The organism is Hymenobacter persicinus, assembly GCF_004167665.1.
In the GTDB taxonomy this organism is placed as follows: Bacteria; Bacteroidota; Bacteroidia; order Cytophagales; family Hymenobacteraceae; genus Hymenobacter; species Hymenobacter persicinus.
In genome coordinates this window covers 63,622-79,989 of record NZ_SEWE01000014.1, presented here as the reverse complement: position 1 = coordinate 79,989, position 16,368 = coordinate 63,622, and the positions used below count along the sequence as shown (strand labels likewise).

General features: G+C 62.7%; 14 protein-coding genes. 7 read left to right on the top strand and 7 right to left on the bottom strand.

The features are described 5' to 3' along the window. Window positions 1-59 precede the first annotated feature (59 nt). Window positions 60-2,519 carry a T9SS type A sorting domain-containing protein gene (locus EWM57_RS08875; RefSeq protein WP_129920785.1) on the bottom strand — a complete coding sequence of 820 codons (2,460 nt, stop codon included), beginning with the start codon at window positions 2,517-2,519 and terminating at the stop codon, window positions 60-62. Between the two features lie 300 nt (window positions 2,520-2,819). Here EWM57_RS08875 and EWM57_RS08870 point away from each other — a divergent pair, with 300 nt between their 5' ends. From EWM57_RS08870 to EWM57_RS08855, 4 genes are all read left to right on the top strand, one after another. Then, entirely contained in the window at window positions 2,820-4,064 is a 1,245-nt protein-coding gene (locus EWM57_RS08870) for a hypothetical protein (protein ID WP_129920784.1), read from the top strand. Between the two features lie 157 nt (window positions 4,065-4,221). After that, entirely contained in the window at window positions 4,222-5,643 is a 1,422-nt protein-coding gene (locus tag EWM57_RS08865) for a trypsin-like serine protease (RefSeq protein WP_129920783.1), read from the top strand. A 108-nt stretch (window positions 5,644-5,751) separates the two neighbouring features. Beyond that, window positions 5,752-6,180, top strand: coding sequence for a hypothetical protein (locus EWM57_RS08860; protein ID WP_129920782.1), 429 nt, complete (start codon window positions 5,752-5,754; stop codon window positions 6,178-6,180). Window positions 6,181-6,188: 8 nt separating this feature from the next. After that, complete coding sequence (locus tag EWM57_RS08855; protein ID WP_129920781.1) at window positions 6,189-7,022, top strand: J domain-containing protein; 834 nt, start codon at window positions 6,189-6,191, stop codon at window positions 7,020-7,022. Between the two features lie 85 nt (window positions 7,023-7,107). Here the strand turns inward: EWM57_RS08855 and EWM57_RS08850 are convergent, their stop codons facing one another. Next, window positions 7,108-7,872 carry a TerC family protein gene (locus EWM57_RS08850; RefSeq protein WP_242510025.1) on the bottom strand — a complete coding sequence of 255 codons (765 nt, stop codon included), beginning with the start codon at window positions 7,870-7,872 and terminating at the stop codon, window positions 7,108-7,110. 106 nt (window positions 7,873-7,978) lie between these two features. After that, entirely contained in the window at window positions 7,979-8,470 is a 492-nt protein-coding gene (locus tag EWM57_RS08845; RefSeq protein WP_129920780.1) for a YajQ family cyclic di-GMP-binding protein, read from the bottom strand. Window positions 8,471-8,620: 150 nt separating this feature from the next. Between EWM57_RS08845 and EWM57_RS08840 the strand changes: the two genes are divergently transcribed. Next, a complete protein-coding gene (locus EWM57_RS08840) occupies window positions 8,621-9,070 on the top strand; it encodes a GNAT family N-acetyltransferase (RefSeq protein WP_129920779.1) in 450 nt (149 codons plus the stop codon). On the opposite strand, the gene EWM57_RS08835 is transcribed toward EWM57_RS08840, so the two are convergent. Further along, window positions 9,067-9,369 (bottom strand): DUF962 domain-containing protein, encoded by a 303-nt coding sequence (locus tag EWM57_RS08835; RefSeq protein WP_129920778.1) that lies wholly within the window; start codon window positions 9,367-9,369, stop codon window positions 9,067-9,069. The genes EWM57_RS08840 and EWM57_RS08835 overlap by 4 nt on opposite strands. 66 nt (window positions 9,370-9,435) lie before the next feature. Here EWM57_RS08835 and EWM57_RS08830 point away from each other — a divergent pair, with 66 nt between their 5' ends. Further along, complete coding sequence (locus EWM57_RS08830; RefSeq protein WP_129920777.1) at window positions 9,436-9,912, top strand: PaaI family thioesterase; 477 nt, start codon at window positions 9,436-9,438, stop codon at window positions 9,910-9,912. A 110-nt stretch (window positions 9,913-10,022) separates the two neighbouring features. On the opposite strand, the gene EWM57_RS08825 is transcribed toward EWM57_RS08830, so the two are convergent. The 3 genes from EWM57_RS08825 to EWM57_RS08815 form a co-directional block, all read right to left on the bottom strand. Then, on the bottom strand, window positions 10,023-11,027 hold the full coding sequence (locus tag EWM57_RS08825) for an NYN domain-containing protein (protein WP_129920776.1): 1,005 nt from the start codon (window positions 11,025-11,027) through the stop codon (window positions 10,023-10,025). A 612-nt stretch (window positions 11,028-11,639) separates the two neighbouring features. Further along, a complete protein-coding gene (locus EWM57_RS08820; protein ID WP_165370459.1) occupies window positions 11,640-12,380 on the bottom strand; it encodes a metal-dependent hydrolase in 741 nt (246 codons plus the stop codon). Window positions 12,381-12,507: 127 nt separating this feature from the next. Beyond that, window positions 12,508-12,690 carry a hypothetical protein gene (locus EWM57_RS08815; RefSeq protein WP_129920774.1) on the bottom strand — a complete coding sequence of 61 codons (183 nt, stop codon included), beginning with the start codon at window positions 12,688-12,690 and terminating at the stop codon, window positions 12,508-12,510. A gap of 217 nt (window positions 12,691-12,907) precedes the next feature. On the opposite strand from EWM57_RS08815, the gene mfd reads away from it, so the two are divergent. Then, window positions 12,908-16,342, top strand: a complete 3,435-nt coding sequence (gene mfd / locus EWM57_RS08810) for a transcription-repair coupling factor (protein ID WP_129920773.1) — start codon at window positions 12,908-12,910, stop codon at window positions 16,340-16,342. Window positions 16,343-16,368: the final 26 nt, after the last annotated feature.

Here is a 16,368-nt window from a genome sequence, read left to right as displayed (position 1 = left end):
GTAAAAAATGCGGCGCCTCCGTTCGGAAGCGCCGCTTTTTTGCGTGGGGTGGGCAGTGGTTACTTCTGCACCAGCACCTTGGTCGTTACCGCGTCGCCAGGCTGGCCCAGGCTCACCTGGTAGAGGCCGCCTGCGAGCTTGCTCAGATCCACGGGCAGGTCGAGCTGACCAGCGGCGGCCGTTACGGCCTGGCGGTGCACAATCTGGCCCAGGCTGTTGCGCACGAGCAGCTCTACGCCGGCCGTGGGCTTGCTGAACGAAGCCCGCACCCGGAACTGGCCGGCGCTGGGGTTCGGATACACGCTCAGGCCCCCGGCGGCTTTCAGCTCCGAGGCCGTGCCGGTTACCTGCAGCACGTTCAGGTTGTCGATGGCCCAGCCCCAGCCGTGGGCGCCGGGGTCGCCGAAGAGGCGGAAGCGCAGGCGCACCACGTCGCCGGAGGCAAACTTGCTGCCCAGGTTGAAGGTGTGCGCCGTAAACATGGCGGGCGTACCGACACCGGTCGAGTTCTGGCCACTGGTGCCGCTGTTCCAGGCCGCCAGCCAGCTCGTGCGCAGGCGGGCGTCGTAGCCGTCAGCCACCGGCGTCCAGGTGGCGCCGTTGTCCTTGCTGCCTTCCACCACCACGTAGTCGTAGAATGCTTCCGTGCCAAACACGCTACCCGTTTCGCCGGGCTCCACGATGGCAATTTCGTCAAACGACAGAATCTGGGGCTGGGCGGCAATGCGGATGGGCACCAGCATCTGGTACACCAGCGTGGAGTCGTCGTAGTACTGGTGGTCGGAGTGGATGGCGGCGTTGGTGAAGCCCGTGGGCTGGGCAATGCTGAAACCTTCGCCCACGAAGTCCACGGCCGAGGTCGTGTTGAAGTTGTTGGCGTACGTGTTCTGGGCCGCCTTGAAGTCCACGATGTTCACGGTGTAAGTCGGCGTCTGGGCCTGGTTTACCGTCGCGGCGCCGTCGCGGGCCACGATGCGGTAGGTCAGCACGTCGCCGGCCACGATAGGGCCGCCGCCGGTGCCGAGGGAGCCCACAAAGTTGTTGGTAGCGGCCTGGTAGCTCAGGGTCAGGGCCGGGCGGGCCACGCCGTTCACGGCGTATTCCACCGTCACGGTGTTCACGGCCACGTTATCGGTGGCCTGGGTCTGGAACTGGTAGGGCAGCTGTGAGGCAAACAGGTAGGTCAGCGGGCGGTGCTTTATCACCGGGGCCGTCACGTCGGGCCCGACGACGAAGGAGAAGCGGGGCGTCGTGTTCAGGATGGGCTGGGTGGCCGCCGGCGCCGTGTAGATGCGGGCCGTTTCGTTGTCGGAAGCCTGAATGGTGTAGCTCACCGTGTGGTTGAGGCCGGGGGCCGGAATCACGGCCTGGTAGGTGGCGCCGGCCGTGTTGGTCATCACCAGGGTGGTCAGCGGGCCGTTGTCGATGCTGTAGTTGAGCTTCACCGAGCCGGGCGTGATGGTGCCGTCGGAAACGAGCGTGGCGCTGACGGTGAAGTTCTGCGACGTTTCGGAGTCGGGCAGCTTGGTGTGGCGAATGGCGGTATTGAACCAGCCCATTTCGTTGAACATGGCCAGCATCAGCGGGCCGGGGTTGTGCATGGCTTCGGCCGCACCGATGTTGGGCGTCATCAACGAGTTGATGTTGCCTGCCGGGTACGTAGCCTCGTTCAGGTGGGAAATGCTCGAGCCGGCCGAGTAGGTAGCCGGGGCGTAGAGGCGGGGCCGCACGCCCCCGTTCACGGCCTTGGCCAGGTTGGAGTTGAAATACACGTTGCCGCTGCGGTACTCGGTGCCCAGAGCCGTGGAGCCGTTGGCAAACTGCGGGTTGTTGGTCAGCGCCTGCCCCGCCAGGTTTTCCATGTAGGTGGCGTAGATGGAAGCCGGGGTGCTGTAGCTGCCCTGGCCGCCGCTGTAGCCGGTGCTGGCAATGCAGCCCAGGCCGTGGCCCAGCTCGTGCAGTACCACCGACACGAGGTCGTACTTACCGGCCGGCACTGCGCCGTCGAGGCCGTAGTACCAGTTGAAGGTGCTGCTGAAGCTGGCGTCGATGTCCGACTGCGCCGGCGAATTCAGGTCGCGGCCGGCAATCTTCTCGGCCAGGGCAACGGGGTAGGACGAGCCGCTGCGGATGCCGCCGCTGGGGTCGGTGTAGTAGGCCGTGGCGCCGGCCGAGCCGAGCACGCCCGTGCCCAGGGGCCGCCAGGTGGCCTGCACGTGAATCGTGACCGGCGAAACGAGCAAAGACTCCCAGATGTCGACGGCGTGCTGAAACGCGGCCTGGGCCTGGGGCGTGAAGCCGGTGTAGGTCACTTCAATGTTGGCGGCCGTGCTGCGGCGCTGGCCGGTGCGCTGCTGCTGCAGATAAGCGGCGGGCAGCTCCAGGCGGGTGTGCTTGTCCTCGGTGTCGGCATAGCAGACGGTGGAAGGCACGGGGCCGGGCACTTTCACGAACGATTGCGCCATCCCAGGCCGCAGCGTAGCCAGCAGCAGGGCGGGCATCAAGAGTAATTTTTTCATCAAATGGCCAACGAGAGGGGAAAAGAATAACAAAAGCTTGAACGCTTAAAGCTACGGCTTTACCCGCAGTTGCCCAAGCGGCGGCGGCCTGGCCCAGCCCGGCCGTGGGCACCCCTTACCTGACTACCCTGGGAGCGGAAAGTGGGCAAAAAGGGGGCACTTGTCCCGCGAATAAGCCAGTTGGTGTAAAAAATTATCAGGGCCGTAACCGGCGCTCTAGCTTGCCGTCGGCTTCTGGAAATGGGCCCTGTCCCGGAGCCGCGTCTTCTTTATTTCCATCTAAATCATCCTTCTCGGAACATGTCACAAGCAGGAAACATCAAGTATCTGACCCGGTCGGCGCTGGCCCTGGGTTTGGCCTCGCTGAGTTTGAGCAGCTGCGAAAAGCTCGACCAGGACGTTGCCCCCCGCAACGCGGCCACCATCGGTGCCAATGCAGGTCAACTAGTGGCCGGCACCACCGACGCGGCCAACTCCTACTTCGCCTCCATGGCGGCTACCATTGCCCGCATCATCAACACCAACCCCAAGGCCAAGCAGGTACTCGAGCAGCTGGCCAGCCAGCAGTTCGACGGCGACTACGACGTGGCCTACCAGACCCTGCTGCGCGCCGACGTGGGCGGCCAATCGTTCGGCGACCTGCTGCACAACGAGGGCTTCCAGACCGATCCGCTGGCGGCCGGCCTCTCCCAGGAGCAGGCCAACCGCATCATCGTAGCCATTCCGGTGTTCATTGAGAACTGGAATTCGATGCCGGTGCTTCAGGCAACCTACATTCCCGTCGGCGTGCCGGACTCCGAGCTGAAGACAGTGCCCACCTACGACGGCCTGGGCCATACGGCGGAGTTCACGGCAGACCTCAAGCCGCTGCAGGAGTCGTTTGTCAACCAGGAAATGAGGCTGGAAGAGCAGCCTTCGACGCCTTTCGTCGTGGTTAGCCTGGGCGAGCGGCTGGACGAGTCGGGGGCCGTCCGGCAGGAGTTTACGCCTCTCTACAAACAGCGGCTCAAGCAGCAGCAAGAGGCGCTGATGCAAACCAGTGCCCGGGGCGGTGGACGCGAGGAGTACCTGCGCGGCATCAAGTGTGACCGTTTGGGTGAATACGAACCGGCCATCCGCGGCCAACCCGAGTTTCGCCTGTACGCGGCCAGCTCCTACAACAACAGCTTCTCGACCAGCTCCCCGGTAGTAGTGCCCTACAAGATCATGGACGGCATCCTCTTCACGGGGTCGCGGAGCACGTTCGACTACGGCTTCGACCCGAACATGCTGCTCTTCCGCTGGAACACCAATTTCTCGGACTTCTACACCATGCGGTGGATAGAGGAAGACGGCGGACCTACCATCAAGCTGACCCTGGATGCCAGCTACACGAAAGGCGGTATCAAGTTCGGGGGCTCCACGACCATCGACTTCTCGCATTGGGAAGACGATGACTACGTCGGGGAGCAGGCTATCAACATTCAGGATGCCAACTGGAGATACTACATCTACTCCTACTACGGCAGCAATCCGCTGTTCCTGACCACGATGGAGTCGCGGTAATAGCGGCAGACTTTGGACGGCCTCACCGAAGACAAACCGCTGCGGGCGGCTGGCTTTTCGGTGAGGCCCGAAGTCGGCCCTTGCCAACGGTCCGGTGGGCCAAAACCTACCCCGAACACCTGTTTTTGCGCATCATCCATCTTCTACCACCCTCCCCATGAAATTATTATCCTTACTCACGCTCTGCTGCCTCACCACTTTTCAGACCTTCGCCCAGAGTGTCATCGGGCCGGCGTCCGAAGGGGAAGCCAACAAGACCCTCATTATCGGCGGCCAGGCCATTCCCATCAGTCAGGCGCCCTGGCAGGTATCGGTGAAAACCAATCTGGCTACTAACTCGGGCTCCGACCACATCGGGGGCGGCTCCATCATCGAGCCCCGCTGGATCCTGACCTCGGCCACCGCCATTATTGGTCAATCGGCCTCTAACCTCTTCATCCGGGCCGGCGCCACCAACCAGGCCACCGGCGGGCAGCTGATTCAGGTCGCTCAGATTATCCGCCACCCCGGCTTCAACCCCGCGGCTGGCACCTACGAAAACGACCTGGCTTTGCTGCAATTAAGCACGCCGCTGGTTTTCAACAATGACGTGCAGGCCATCAAGTACGCCTCGCCGGCCACCCTGCCCGACAACCTGATGAACGCCGGCGTGGCGACGGTGCTCACGGGCTGGGGCGCCACCGTCGACGGCTCGTACGCGGTGACCACCCAGCTCAACAAAGTGAGCATCCCGGTTATCTCCAACGCCAACGCCAACCTGCTCAACCAGGGCAACGTGCCCGTGCCCGGCCCGACCGTGCCGCAGGTGTCGGCCAACATGATTGCCGTGTATGAGCCGGGCAAAGGCGCCGGCAACCTCGACGGCGGCGGTCCGATGGTTATCTACAACAACAACGTGCCCGTGCTGGCCGGCTGCTCGAGCTGGAGCCGGGACCCCCGCGACCAGTACCCGAGCATCGGCACCCGCATCAAGAACTACGCTTCCTGGATTCAGAGCCAGCTGCCCGCGCCCCTGGCGGCCAGCATCAGCATCAGCACCGTGCCCCAGCTCGACGACGTGGCCCGCATCGACTGCTGGGCCTCGGCGACGGGCGGCATCGGCCCCTACCAGTATTCCTGGGTTGTGGAATACCCTAACAACATGGCTTCCCTGACCAACACGGGCGCCAACTCCTATTTTTCCGTCAGTGGCGTACCTATTGACTGGGCCAATGCCGGCTCGGCCTGCGTGACGGTGCGCGTCACGGACAGCAGCAACCAGCTGGCGGAAGCCCGGGCCTGCGGCAACCAGAGTGAAATCATGCGGGCCGCCGTAACGGCCTTCCCCAACCCGGCCGACACTTACTTGCAGGTCAGCACGGGGGAAAAAGCCGACCCGCTCTCGACTGGCCTCGCCGATGCCAAAACTACCGGTGCCGCCGTACGACTCTACGATGCCCAGGGCACGCTCAAGCTTTCGAGCGTTACGACGCAGGGCCAGCTCAAGCTCAACACCAGCGCCCTGCCCGAGGGTATCTACCATCTGCAAACCACCCAGGGCCGCACCGTTTCGACCCGGCAGGTGGTTATCAAGCACTAGCCGCGGTTAGCGCCCGGTTGCCGGCCGGCAACAAAAAAACCCGTTTGGCCCCGCGCCGGACGGGCATTTTTTGTTTCTTCAGCTCACCTATACTTTCCCGCTCCCGGCATGCTTCCCCCCTTCTTTTCCGACTCCCACGATACGGCCCGGCTGGCCCTGCGCCCCGCGGTAGCCGCCGAGCTGCCCGCCGCCCCCGAGGCCACCGTCGGCGACTTTCTGCACCGCACCCTGCGCCCCGTGCTCAAGCTGCAAAACCCGCTGCTGCTGTTCACCGTGGCCGACTTTCTGCGCGAGCACCACGTTCCGTTTGCCCAGGCCAGCGCCACCGAGCAGCAGCGCCTGGCGGCCGAGCTGCTGACCCGCAACGTGAAACTGCGCTACACCATCATCGGGCTGATGACCGGATTGTTCACCGGCCCCGAAACCAGCTTCTACCGCCGGCACCGCGGGGAAGTCAACCGCCGCCTGCTGGAGCTGGCCACCCAGCGCGTGCAGGACCAGGTGGCGGCCGTGGCGGCCGCCACGGCCGAAGAATAGCCCGGGTCATGGCCACCCACTACCAAACCCTGGAGCTGCCCGAGCAGGCCACGCCCGACGATATTCGCCGGGCCTACCGGCGGCTGGTGCTGCTCACCCACCCCGACCGGACTCCCGACCCGGCGGCCCACGTGCGCTACCTGGCCGTGAACCAGGCCTACGAAGTGCTCAGCGACACCCGCCGCCGGGCCGGCTACGACGCGTTGCTGTGGGTGCAGCGTAACCCGCCCGCCTCGCGGCCTCCAACACCTGGGACTCCGGCGCCAACGTCAGAGGGAGCCACCCGCCATCCGGGGCGCACTGCCGCAGCCCGGCCGTTTGTGAGGACTACCACCCAGGAGCGCTACGCCGAGGAATACACCCGCTACAGCCCTTACGCTCGGCGGCTGTGCCAGTTCGTTGTGGTCTTTTGCGCCCTATTACTGCTGGATGTAAGTTTCACTACTTCCATTACAGACCATATTCGGCAGTTGGATGGGTACACGACCACCCAGCCTAGCAATAGCCGTGACTTTGCCTGGCACGACGTGGAAACGGAGCACACCACGTTTCGCTACTTAAACCAGTTTGGCGACTCGCTTTTCGTTGGCAAGGGCCTACTGCTGCGGCGCACTCCGTTTTTTGGCATTGTCCGCAGCGTGTCTAACCCTACCAATCTACTCGCGCCAAGCCTGTTTGAACCCGCTACCATCTATTCCTCATTTCTGTTCATACCCCTGCTGCTGGCCGGCCTTGCCTCAATAGGTGCGCTGACGAAAACTTCCGACCGTAACCGCGTGAGTGCGGCTATCTGCGTGGCATTTTTGTTTCCGATCTGCCTGTTTATGCTCCTCTTCCACTAGTGCTGCGTCACGGCCCAGCAAAAATAAAGGCCCCACCTGGCAAGCAGATGAGGCCTTGATTTGGCTGCGGCAAACTACCCGCGGCTTAGTCGTACTGCGACTCGCGCAGGTGCACGGGCGTGGATTTCTTGCGCAGGCGCATGTTGAGCGTTTCCACGGCCAGGGAGAAGAACATCGAGAAGTACACGTAGCCTTTCGGAATCTCCTGGTGCAGGGCCTCGGCCACCAGCAGCACCCCAATCATAATCAGGAAGGACAGGGCCAGCATCTTGATGGTCGGGTTGTTGTTGACGAAGTCAGCAATGTAGCCCGAGAAGGCCAGCATCACGCCCATGGCCAGCACCACGGCCACAATCATCACCAGCACATTGTCGACCAGGCCCACGGCCGTCAGAATCGAGTCGAAGGAGAAGACGATGTCGATGATGACAATCTGGATAATCACCCGCAGCATGCTGTCGTGCTTGCCCACGGTGGCTTCCTCTTCCTCGCCTTGGAGCTTGGTGTGAATCTCGGTCGTACTCTTGGCCAGCAGGAACAGGCCGCCCGCCAGCAGGATCAAATCCCGGCCCGACACGGCGAAGTGAGGCTCCAAAAACGGCAGATCCAGGGTAAAGAGCGGGGTTTTCAGGCCCACAATCCAGGTGATGCTCAGCAGCAGCCCGATGCGGCACACCAAGGCCAGCAGCAGCCCGATGGTGCGCCCGCGCTTTTGCAGGGCCGGCGGCAGGCGGTTGACGACGATGGAAATAAAGATGATGTTGTCGATGCCCAGCACGATTTCCATGAACGTCAGCGTAAGCAGACTGATCCACGTTTGGGGGCTGGAAAAAGCAGAAATGTCGAACACAGAGGGAGTGGTGAAATTGTGAAAGGTGAACTTGTAGCGGGAGGCATCAGGTGTGCAGGTGAACCGGGCGCAGGCGCGCCGCTGCACACTTCCACCCCTGCACCTGCTACGACTTCATGTTCACAAACTGCAGGGGCTGACCGATGTCGGTGCGGCGTAGCACGGCAATGGCGGCCTGCAGGTCGTCGATTTTCTTGGAGGTCACCCGCATCTGGTCGTCCTGCATCTGCACTTCCACCTTCACCTTGGCGTCCTTGATGGCCTTGCTGATTTTGCGGCCCGCTTCCTTGTCGACGCCGGCGCGCACTTTCACGGTTTTCTTGATGAGCTGCCCGCTGGCCTGCTCCTCGGCCGAGAAGTCGAGGGCCGTGCCGTCGATGCCCTGCTTGACGATGCGGCCGAGCAGAATGTCTTCCAGCGCCTTCACCCGCATCGAATTTTCCGACGAGAGCAGGATGGTATTTTCTTTCTTGTTCAACTCAATGCCCCCCTTGGTGTCGCGCAGGTCGTAGCGGGTCTGCAGTTCTTTGATGGCCGTATTCACCGCGTTTTCCAGGGTCTGCGGGTCTACTTTGCTCACGATGTCGAAGGATGCCATATTGCTGTGGGATGGGGTTGAAAAGGACTCATACGCCCGGCCGCGGCTGCGGTTGGGGCCGGACGGGCCAAAGGTAGGAGTTTACCTATTCTCCCAATCGGCCGGCCCGAAACTGGTCGTTTACCTTTGAGCTTTCCCCCGCCACCTGCCATGCCGCTTCTCCCGCTGACCACGCCCCGCACCCCCGCCGAGTTTGCCGCCTACTACCGCCTGCGCTACGAGGTGCTGCGCCAGCCCTGGGGCCAGCCCGAAGGCTCGGAGCGCGCCGACGACGACCCGGCCCCCACCACCCTGCACGCCATGCTCACGGCCCCCGACGGCAGCGCGGCCGGCGTGGCCCGCCTCAGCCCGACGCCCGAGTCGGGCCAGGCCCAGGTGCGCTACATGGCCGTGGCCCCGGCCTGGCAGGGCCACGGGGTAGGCCGCCAACTGCTCGAATACCTCGAAGCTCAGGCCCGACAGCATGGCTACACCGAGTGCGTGCTGCACGCCCGCCAGGCCGCCGTGCCGTTTTACGCGCGGCTTGGCTACGCCGTGGTGGCCCCGTCGCACACGCTGTTCGGCACCATCCCGCACTTTCTGATGCGCAAGGCGCTCTAAAACTTCTCCCGCCCCCGCAGCAACTCGAAGTAGAGCTTGAAGTCGCCGCGCAGCGAAAACCAGGGGTGCTGGAACGTGGCGGGCCGGTTGTGCTCCACGAAGAAGTGCCCAATCCAGGCAAACCCGTAGGCCGCCACAATGCCCGCCAGCAGCAAAGTCGGCCGCAACTGCACCACGGCCCCGGCGGCGGCCAGCAAAAACAGCGTAGTCCCGATGAAGTGCAGCACCCGGGTGCCGCGCCGCTGGTGGTCGCGCAGGTAGCTGGGGTAGAATTCGGCGAAGGTCAGGGGGCGGAGCATGGCGGGCAGCGGGCTTATTGGGTAAAGAAACCTAACTTTTCGGCCAATATCCAGTCCCGTCTTTTCATGGAGCAGCTTCCCGATGTTGCCACCCTCGTGGCCATCTACAACCAGATCAACCAATACGGCCAGACCAATGGCATGGCTCTGACCGTGACGGCCCCCGGCCAGGTCGAGTACACGATGACCGTGCGCAACGAGCACCTGTCTTCTCCCGGCACCTGTCACGGCGGCGTGCTGGCCGGCCTCATGGACTCGGCCCTGGGCGCGGCGGCGCTGTCGTTGGCTTTCACGGCCGGGGAGCTGGTTTCCACCGTCGAGTTCAAAATTAACTACCTGCACCCCGTGCGCCTGCACGATCAGCTCGTGGCCCGCGCCCACGTGGAGCACACCGGCAAAACTCTGGTGGTGGCCAGCGCCCACATCAGTTGCCCCGCCCGCGAGCTGGTCGTGGCCCGGGGCCTGGGCACGTTCAACCGCTACCCGGCCGACAAGCGCGACTTCCACCGCCTGCTGTTTCCCGACGCCGACGGCGGGGAGTAAGCGGCGAAAGTTACGCCCAGCAAAATGCCGCCGGACGCTTTCCCGTGGGGGTCAGCAGCCGGCGGCTTCTTATAGGGGCCTGGTATCCTAAACGTAGTTAAAAGAGCTGCTTACAGCCGCTCGGGAGAGCCCGCCGATTCGTGCTCCCGTTCCTCCGATTCTTCTTCGTAGTCGTCACTCTCAATGGGGGCTTGGGCCTTGCGCACGTTGCGGGCGCAGTCCTCGTCGCGGTGGTTGCGGCCCACCGTGAATTCCACCCAGTCGCCTTCGCGCAGGTCGTTGAAGTCGCCCTCGGCCATGTCGGCATAGCTGAAGAACAGGTTGTTGGGCGGCATGACCACGAAGCCGAAGCCGTTCTTCAGGTTCTTGATGGTGCTGATGCCAACGGTGCCAACCGGGCCGGCGGCCGTGGGGCCGGTGGGGCGCACGGGCTTCACGCTCGGGTACGAGGCGGGCTCGGGCGTATTCACGAACAGGCCCTCGATGAGCTCGTCGCCGCTGGCCAGGCCGTTGTCAATCACGTCGTGCATGGCCACGGGGTAGGTGGAGTGCTCGAGCAACTGCTGGGAAGCGCGGGTCACGCGGTTTTCGCCCTTGAAGTCCACGTACTTGAAGTCCCAGTTCAGCAGCATCACGCGGGTGCCGATGGTGTTGAGCTTCTTGATCAGGGGTACGTAGTCGGAGTCGCCGGCGATGAGCACAATCACGTCGAAGCTCTTGTGCAGGGCCAATTCGAGGGCTTCGAGCGCCAGCCACACGTCCACGCCCTTTTCCTGCAGGCGCCCGTCGCGGGTCTTCAGGGGCATGTAATGGGTGGTGATGCTCATGTTCATCAGAATATCGTCGAGGAGCCGGTCGTGAAACAGGCGGTCCTTGTCGCGGGCCTCCGTGGCCGAGAGGCGGCCGCGAAAGAAGTGCGCGTCGATGATCTGGCTCAGGCGCACGTCCACGTCCTCTTCCTCCGCCACCTGATGGCGGATGTACTCGTGCAGGCCTTCCATGCTGATACGGGCTTTCCGCTCGTGCTGGAAGTAGTAGTAATCACTGATTTTCAGGAAATAATTGCCGTCGTAGAAGACGCCGATCCTAATCAGGGGGCTATTCATCTGGTTCATACAAAAAACTGGTTCGTGAGCGCAAAAAAGGTGTGCAAGCGTAGCGGGAGCGGATTGCCCGGTAGCCACCGGGCTGGTCAAAGATACAAAGTGCCACTTTCTGAAAGCTTACGCGGGTTTGGCCCCGCCTACCACATATCTATGTGATAGAATATAAGACCACGAAAGAGGTGCAGGCTGACATTCAGGCCCCAAACAGGAACCTGACCATGAGTAACAAATGAATTAAAGCACCGGCAGCCGGTTAAACCGGCAATTTTCTTCCCTCCCCGAAGCTATGGCTTATCGTCACAATAGTAAATAAAATATATTCAAAATAATGGATAAATCAAACAGTACCGACCTGCTAATTATCCAGTAGGGCGCTAAGCTAACAGCTTAACAATGGCAGTGCAAGTTTTCGGATTTCGCGCTTTAATCCTATGTCCCGGTCAAATCAGGCCCCGGCGAACCCCTACGGCTGATTTTAAGCCGCTACTTCCGTCAAGGACAGTCTAATTTTTTTCTGGTTGCACTACGCCAGTACGGGGTTCGGGCGAGCCGGCCCTAGCTGAACATTAAAGCCGCATTAAATCCCCAGCGCCGGCCGTTGGCAAGGCTGGTGGAGTGCGGCTAGAACTGCATTCTGCCAATAACGAGCCCCAGCACCAGCAGGCCGTAGCCGAGGCAAATCCCGATTTCCAGCACGTTGCCCGCCGCCGACCCGGTGGAGATGAGCGGGAGCTTAAACGAGTACTCCGACAAAGGCAAAAACCAGCGCACCCCGGACTTGGTGAGCGAGTCGGCCACGAGGTGGCTGGCGTAACCCGCGCCGGCGTACTGGGCAATGCCGTGCCAGCCCAGGTTCTGGTTGGCCAGGTAGCCGATGTAGGTCCACAGGATGGTGGCCCAGATGGTGTGGGTCCAGGAGCGGTGGGTGGTGAAGGGCGCCACGCAGATAAAGATGCCCAGCAGACTCAGCCACAGAAATCCGAAGTACAGCCCGGCCAGCACAGACGCGGCCCCGGTAAAGACCAGGGCCAGCTTGCGGGTGGAGCCGCCCTGCATGGCCATACCCAGCAGTCCGAAAGCCAGGGCCGCCGTGAAGCCCATGCGCTGGTCGGGGCCGGGGGGCAGCATGGTGTGGGTGTAGCCGGCCAAGCCCAGGCCAGCCAGCACGAAGGCCCAGCGCACGTACTGCTGGGTGAAGCCCAGACGCTTGCTGAGCCGGGAGTTGGGATGGTCGAGGTCGGGGGCCAGGGCCGAAAAGCCCGCCAGGGCAATGCCGGCCGCCGAAAACGGAATGCCGGCCACCAGGCCGCCGACGGCCACGCCGGTAATCAGGCCAATGGCCAAGTGAGAGGAACCGCGCACTTTAGAAAGTAAGAAAGCTAAAGCACGAAGATACGCGGCCGCGCGGCCGCCCAGCTACCTCAAGCCCGCCGAATGGAGCAAGCACGCTCCGCCACCACGTTTTATAGTAGGCCGGCGGGCCGGCTGCCTAGTTGGGCACCGGCAGCAGATAGACGATTTCGGGCTCGGGCCGGGGCTCGGGAACTACCACCGGGCGCGGGGCGGGGCGGGCGGCAGTGGCGTGCTGCCAGGCTTGCTTCAGATTCTGCCAACGCACCCAGGCGTCGAAGTCAAAATCGGTATCGTCGGCGGGGTTACGGGTCGGATCCATGCGCAACGGGGGTATTGTGGGGATTGGGTCAGGCAGTATTCAGGGCAGCGACAAAAACGAAAGTAGCGAAACTCAACTATTCGGTCAACAGTTCCACCGCGGCGGAAACTTTCGGACCTTGCGGGCGGTATTATCTACCCAGCTTCAGCGCTTGCCCGACCGGAATTTCAGCCGGCCGGGCTGCTGTTTTTTGCCTCTCCCCTAGCCGATCCGCGTTTTGAAGGTCACCGACTTCCTCCAGCTCTACCGCCTCGACCCGACCATCCTCACCGTGGGCGCCCGCCTGAACCCGGCCACCCGCCACTCGCTGCGCCCCGCCGGCGAGGCCGCGCCCGCCGAGCCCTTGCCCCGCCTGCACCTGCGCGGCCTCGTGGGCAGCCAGGACGCGGTGGTGGCCGCGGCCCTGCACGGCTTGTTCCCCGAGCAGCACCACCTGTTCGTGCTCCACGACAAGGACGAGGCGGCCTACTTCCTGGCCGATTTGCAGCATTTGCTGCCCGAGCAGGACCCTTTGTTGTTTCCGAGCTCCTACAAGCGGCCCTACCACTTCGACGAGACGGAAAACGCCAACGTACTCATGCGGGCCGAGGTGCTCAACCGCCTGAACTCCAAGCCCAAAACCGGGGAGCTGATTGTGACCTACCCGGAGGCCCTGTTTGAGAAGGTCATCAACCGCAAGAGCCTGGTGGCAAATACGTTTCTGGTGAAGGTGGGCGAGAAGCTCGACGTGAACGTTATCAGCGAGATGCTGGCCGAGTACGACTTCGAGCGGACCGACTTCGTGTACGAGGCCGGGCAGTTTGCCGTGCGCGGGGGCATTGTCGACATCTTCTCCTACGCCAACGAGCTGCCCTACCGCATCGAATTGTTCGGCGACGAGGTGGAAACCATCCGCACGTTTAACCCCGAAAGCCAGCTCTCGGTGGAGCAGAAGCAGCAGGTCAGCATCATTCCCAACGTGCAGACCAAGCTCCTGCAGGAAACCCGGGAGGCGTTTCTCGACTTCATGCCCCGGCACACCGCCATCTGGGTCAAGGACGTGCGCCAGACTCTGGACATCGTCACCGAGTCGTTCGACAAGGCCGACCAGGGCTTCCAGGAATTGCTGGCGGGCGCGGCCGGGATGCAGATTGTGAGCAAGCCCGAGCAGCTGTTCGAAACCGGCAAGTCGTTTAAGAAGCTGCTCGACAACTTCCCGGTGGTGGAGTTCGGCAAGCGGTTTCACTTCAAGACCGGGGCCGAGGAGTTCAGCTTCGAGGCCAAGCCCCAGCCCTCGTTCAACAAGGACTTCAACCGCATGGTGAAGAACCTGCACGACAACGCCAGCAAAAACTACGTCTCCATCATTGCCGCCGACTCGGTCCGCCAGGCCGACCGCCTGCGCACCATCTTCGACGAGCTCGACAACAACGTGCCCTTCCAGCACCTGCTGCTGGCCTTGCGCGAGGGCTACGTGGACGACTTGATGAAGCTGGTCGTGTATACCGACCACCAGCTGTTCGAGCGGTTTTACCGGGCCCAGGAGGCGCGCAAGTTCTCCAAGAAAAAAGCCCTTACCCTCAAGGAGCTGCGCACGCTCAGCCCCGGCGACTACGTCACGCACCAGGACTACGGTATTGCCCGCTTCGCCGGTCTGACCCAGGTGGAAATCAACGGCCACCTGCAGGAAGCCATCCGGCTGGTGTACCGCGACGACGATATTCTCACCGTCAGCATCCACGCCCTGCACAAGATTGCCAAGTACTCCGGAGCCGAGGGCACGCCGCCGACCATGAGCAAGCTGGGCTCGCCGGAGTGGGAAAACAAGAAGAAGTCGGTTAAGAAAAAGGTCAAGGACATTGCCGCCGAGCTGATCCGGCTCTACGCCAAGCGCAAAACCGCCCCCGGCCACGCCTTTGCGCCCGACTCCTTTATGCAGGCCGAGCTGGAATCGAGCTTTATCTACGAGGACACCCCCGACCAGGCCAAGGCCACCGAGGACGTGAAGCGCGACATGGAGGTGCCCCACCCCATGGACCGCCTGATCTGCGGGGACGTGGGCTTCGGCAAAACCGAAATTGCCATCCGCGCCGCCTTCAAGGCCGTGGCCGACGGCAAGCAGGCCGCCATCCTGGTGCCCACCACCATCCTGGCCATGCAGCACTACAAAACCTTCCGGGAGCGGCTGAGCAATTTGCCCGTGACGGTGGAGTACGTGAACCGCTTCAAGACCACCAAGCAGATCAAGGAGACGCTCCAGCGGGTGGCCGACGGCAAGACCGACATTCTCATCGGCACCCACCGGCTTACCAACAAGGACATCAAGTTCAAGGACCTGGGGCTGCTCATCATCGACGAGGAGCAGAAGTTCGGGGTCAAGACCAAGGACAAGCTCAAGGAGCTCAAGGTGAACGTGGACACGCTGACCCTCTCGGCCACGCCGATTCCGCGCACCCTGCACTTCTCGCTCATGGGTGCCCGGGATTTGTCGGTTATTGCCACGCCCCCGCCGAACCGCCAGCCGGTGCAGACCGAGCTGCACGTATTCGACGAGCTGCTCATCCGCGACGCCGTGGCCCGGGAGCTCAAGCGCGGGGGGCAGGTGTTCTTCGTGCACAACCGCGTGAAGGACATCGAGGAAATGGCGGCCATGATCCTGCGCCTCGTGCCCGACGCCCGCATCACCACCATCCACGGGCAGATGGAGGGCGACATGCTCGAAAAGCGCATGATGAAGTTCGTTGACGGGGAGTACGACGTGCTGGTGAGCACCAACCTGATTGAGTCGGGCCTCGACATTCCCAACGCCAACACCATCATCATCAACCGCGCCCACATGCACGGCCTCTCGGACCTGCACCAGATGCGGGGCCGGGTGGGCCGCTCCAACAAAAAGGCCTACTGCTACCTGCTCACCCCGCCCGTGGCCGGCCTGCCCTCCGACGCCCGCAAGCGCCTGAGCACCCTGGAGGAGTTTTCGGACCTGGGCGCGGGCTTCAACGTGGCCATGCGCGACCTCGACATCCGCGGGGCCGGCAACCTGCTCGGCGGCGAGCAGTCGGGCTTTATCAACGACCTGGGCTACGAAACCTACCACCAGATTCTCGACGAGGCCGTCACCGAGCTCAAGGAAACCGAGTTCAAGGAGCTGTTCCTCGGCGACACGACCGGCCGCCTCCAGGATGCCGCCGGCACCAAGGGCCCCAAGGAGTGCAACATCGAAACCGACCTGCAAATCCTGATTCCCGACTCCTACGTGAGCAGCGTTTCGGAGCGTTTGCAATTATACAGCAAGCTGGACCGCGCCAAGGGCCCCGAGGAGCTGCGCAAGCTCATTGCCGGCATGGTGGACCGCTTCGGCCCCCTGCCCGCCGAGGTCGAGCAGCTCGCCGACATCGTGAAGCTGCGCTGGCAGGCCTGCCAGGCCGGCTTCGAGAAGCTCACGCTCAAGAAGAACCTGCTCAAAGGCTACATCCCCGCCCTCGACAATGCCGACTTCTTCCAGGGCGAGCAGTTCGGCAACATCCTCAACTACGTGCAAACCCACTCCCGCACCGCCTCCATGAAGGAGCGCAAGGAACAGCTCATCGTCAGCATCGACGAGGTGAAGAGCGTGCAGGCCGCCAAGCGGATTCTGGCGGAGTTGGGGAGTGAGGAGAAGGTGGGGGCTTAATTTTTCTATTGGAAAGACAGTATCGC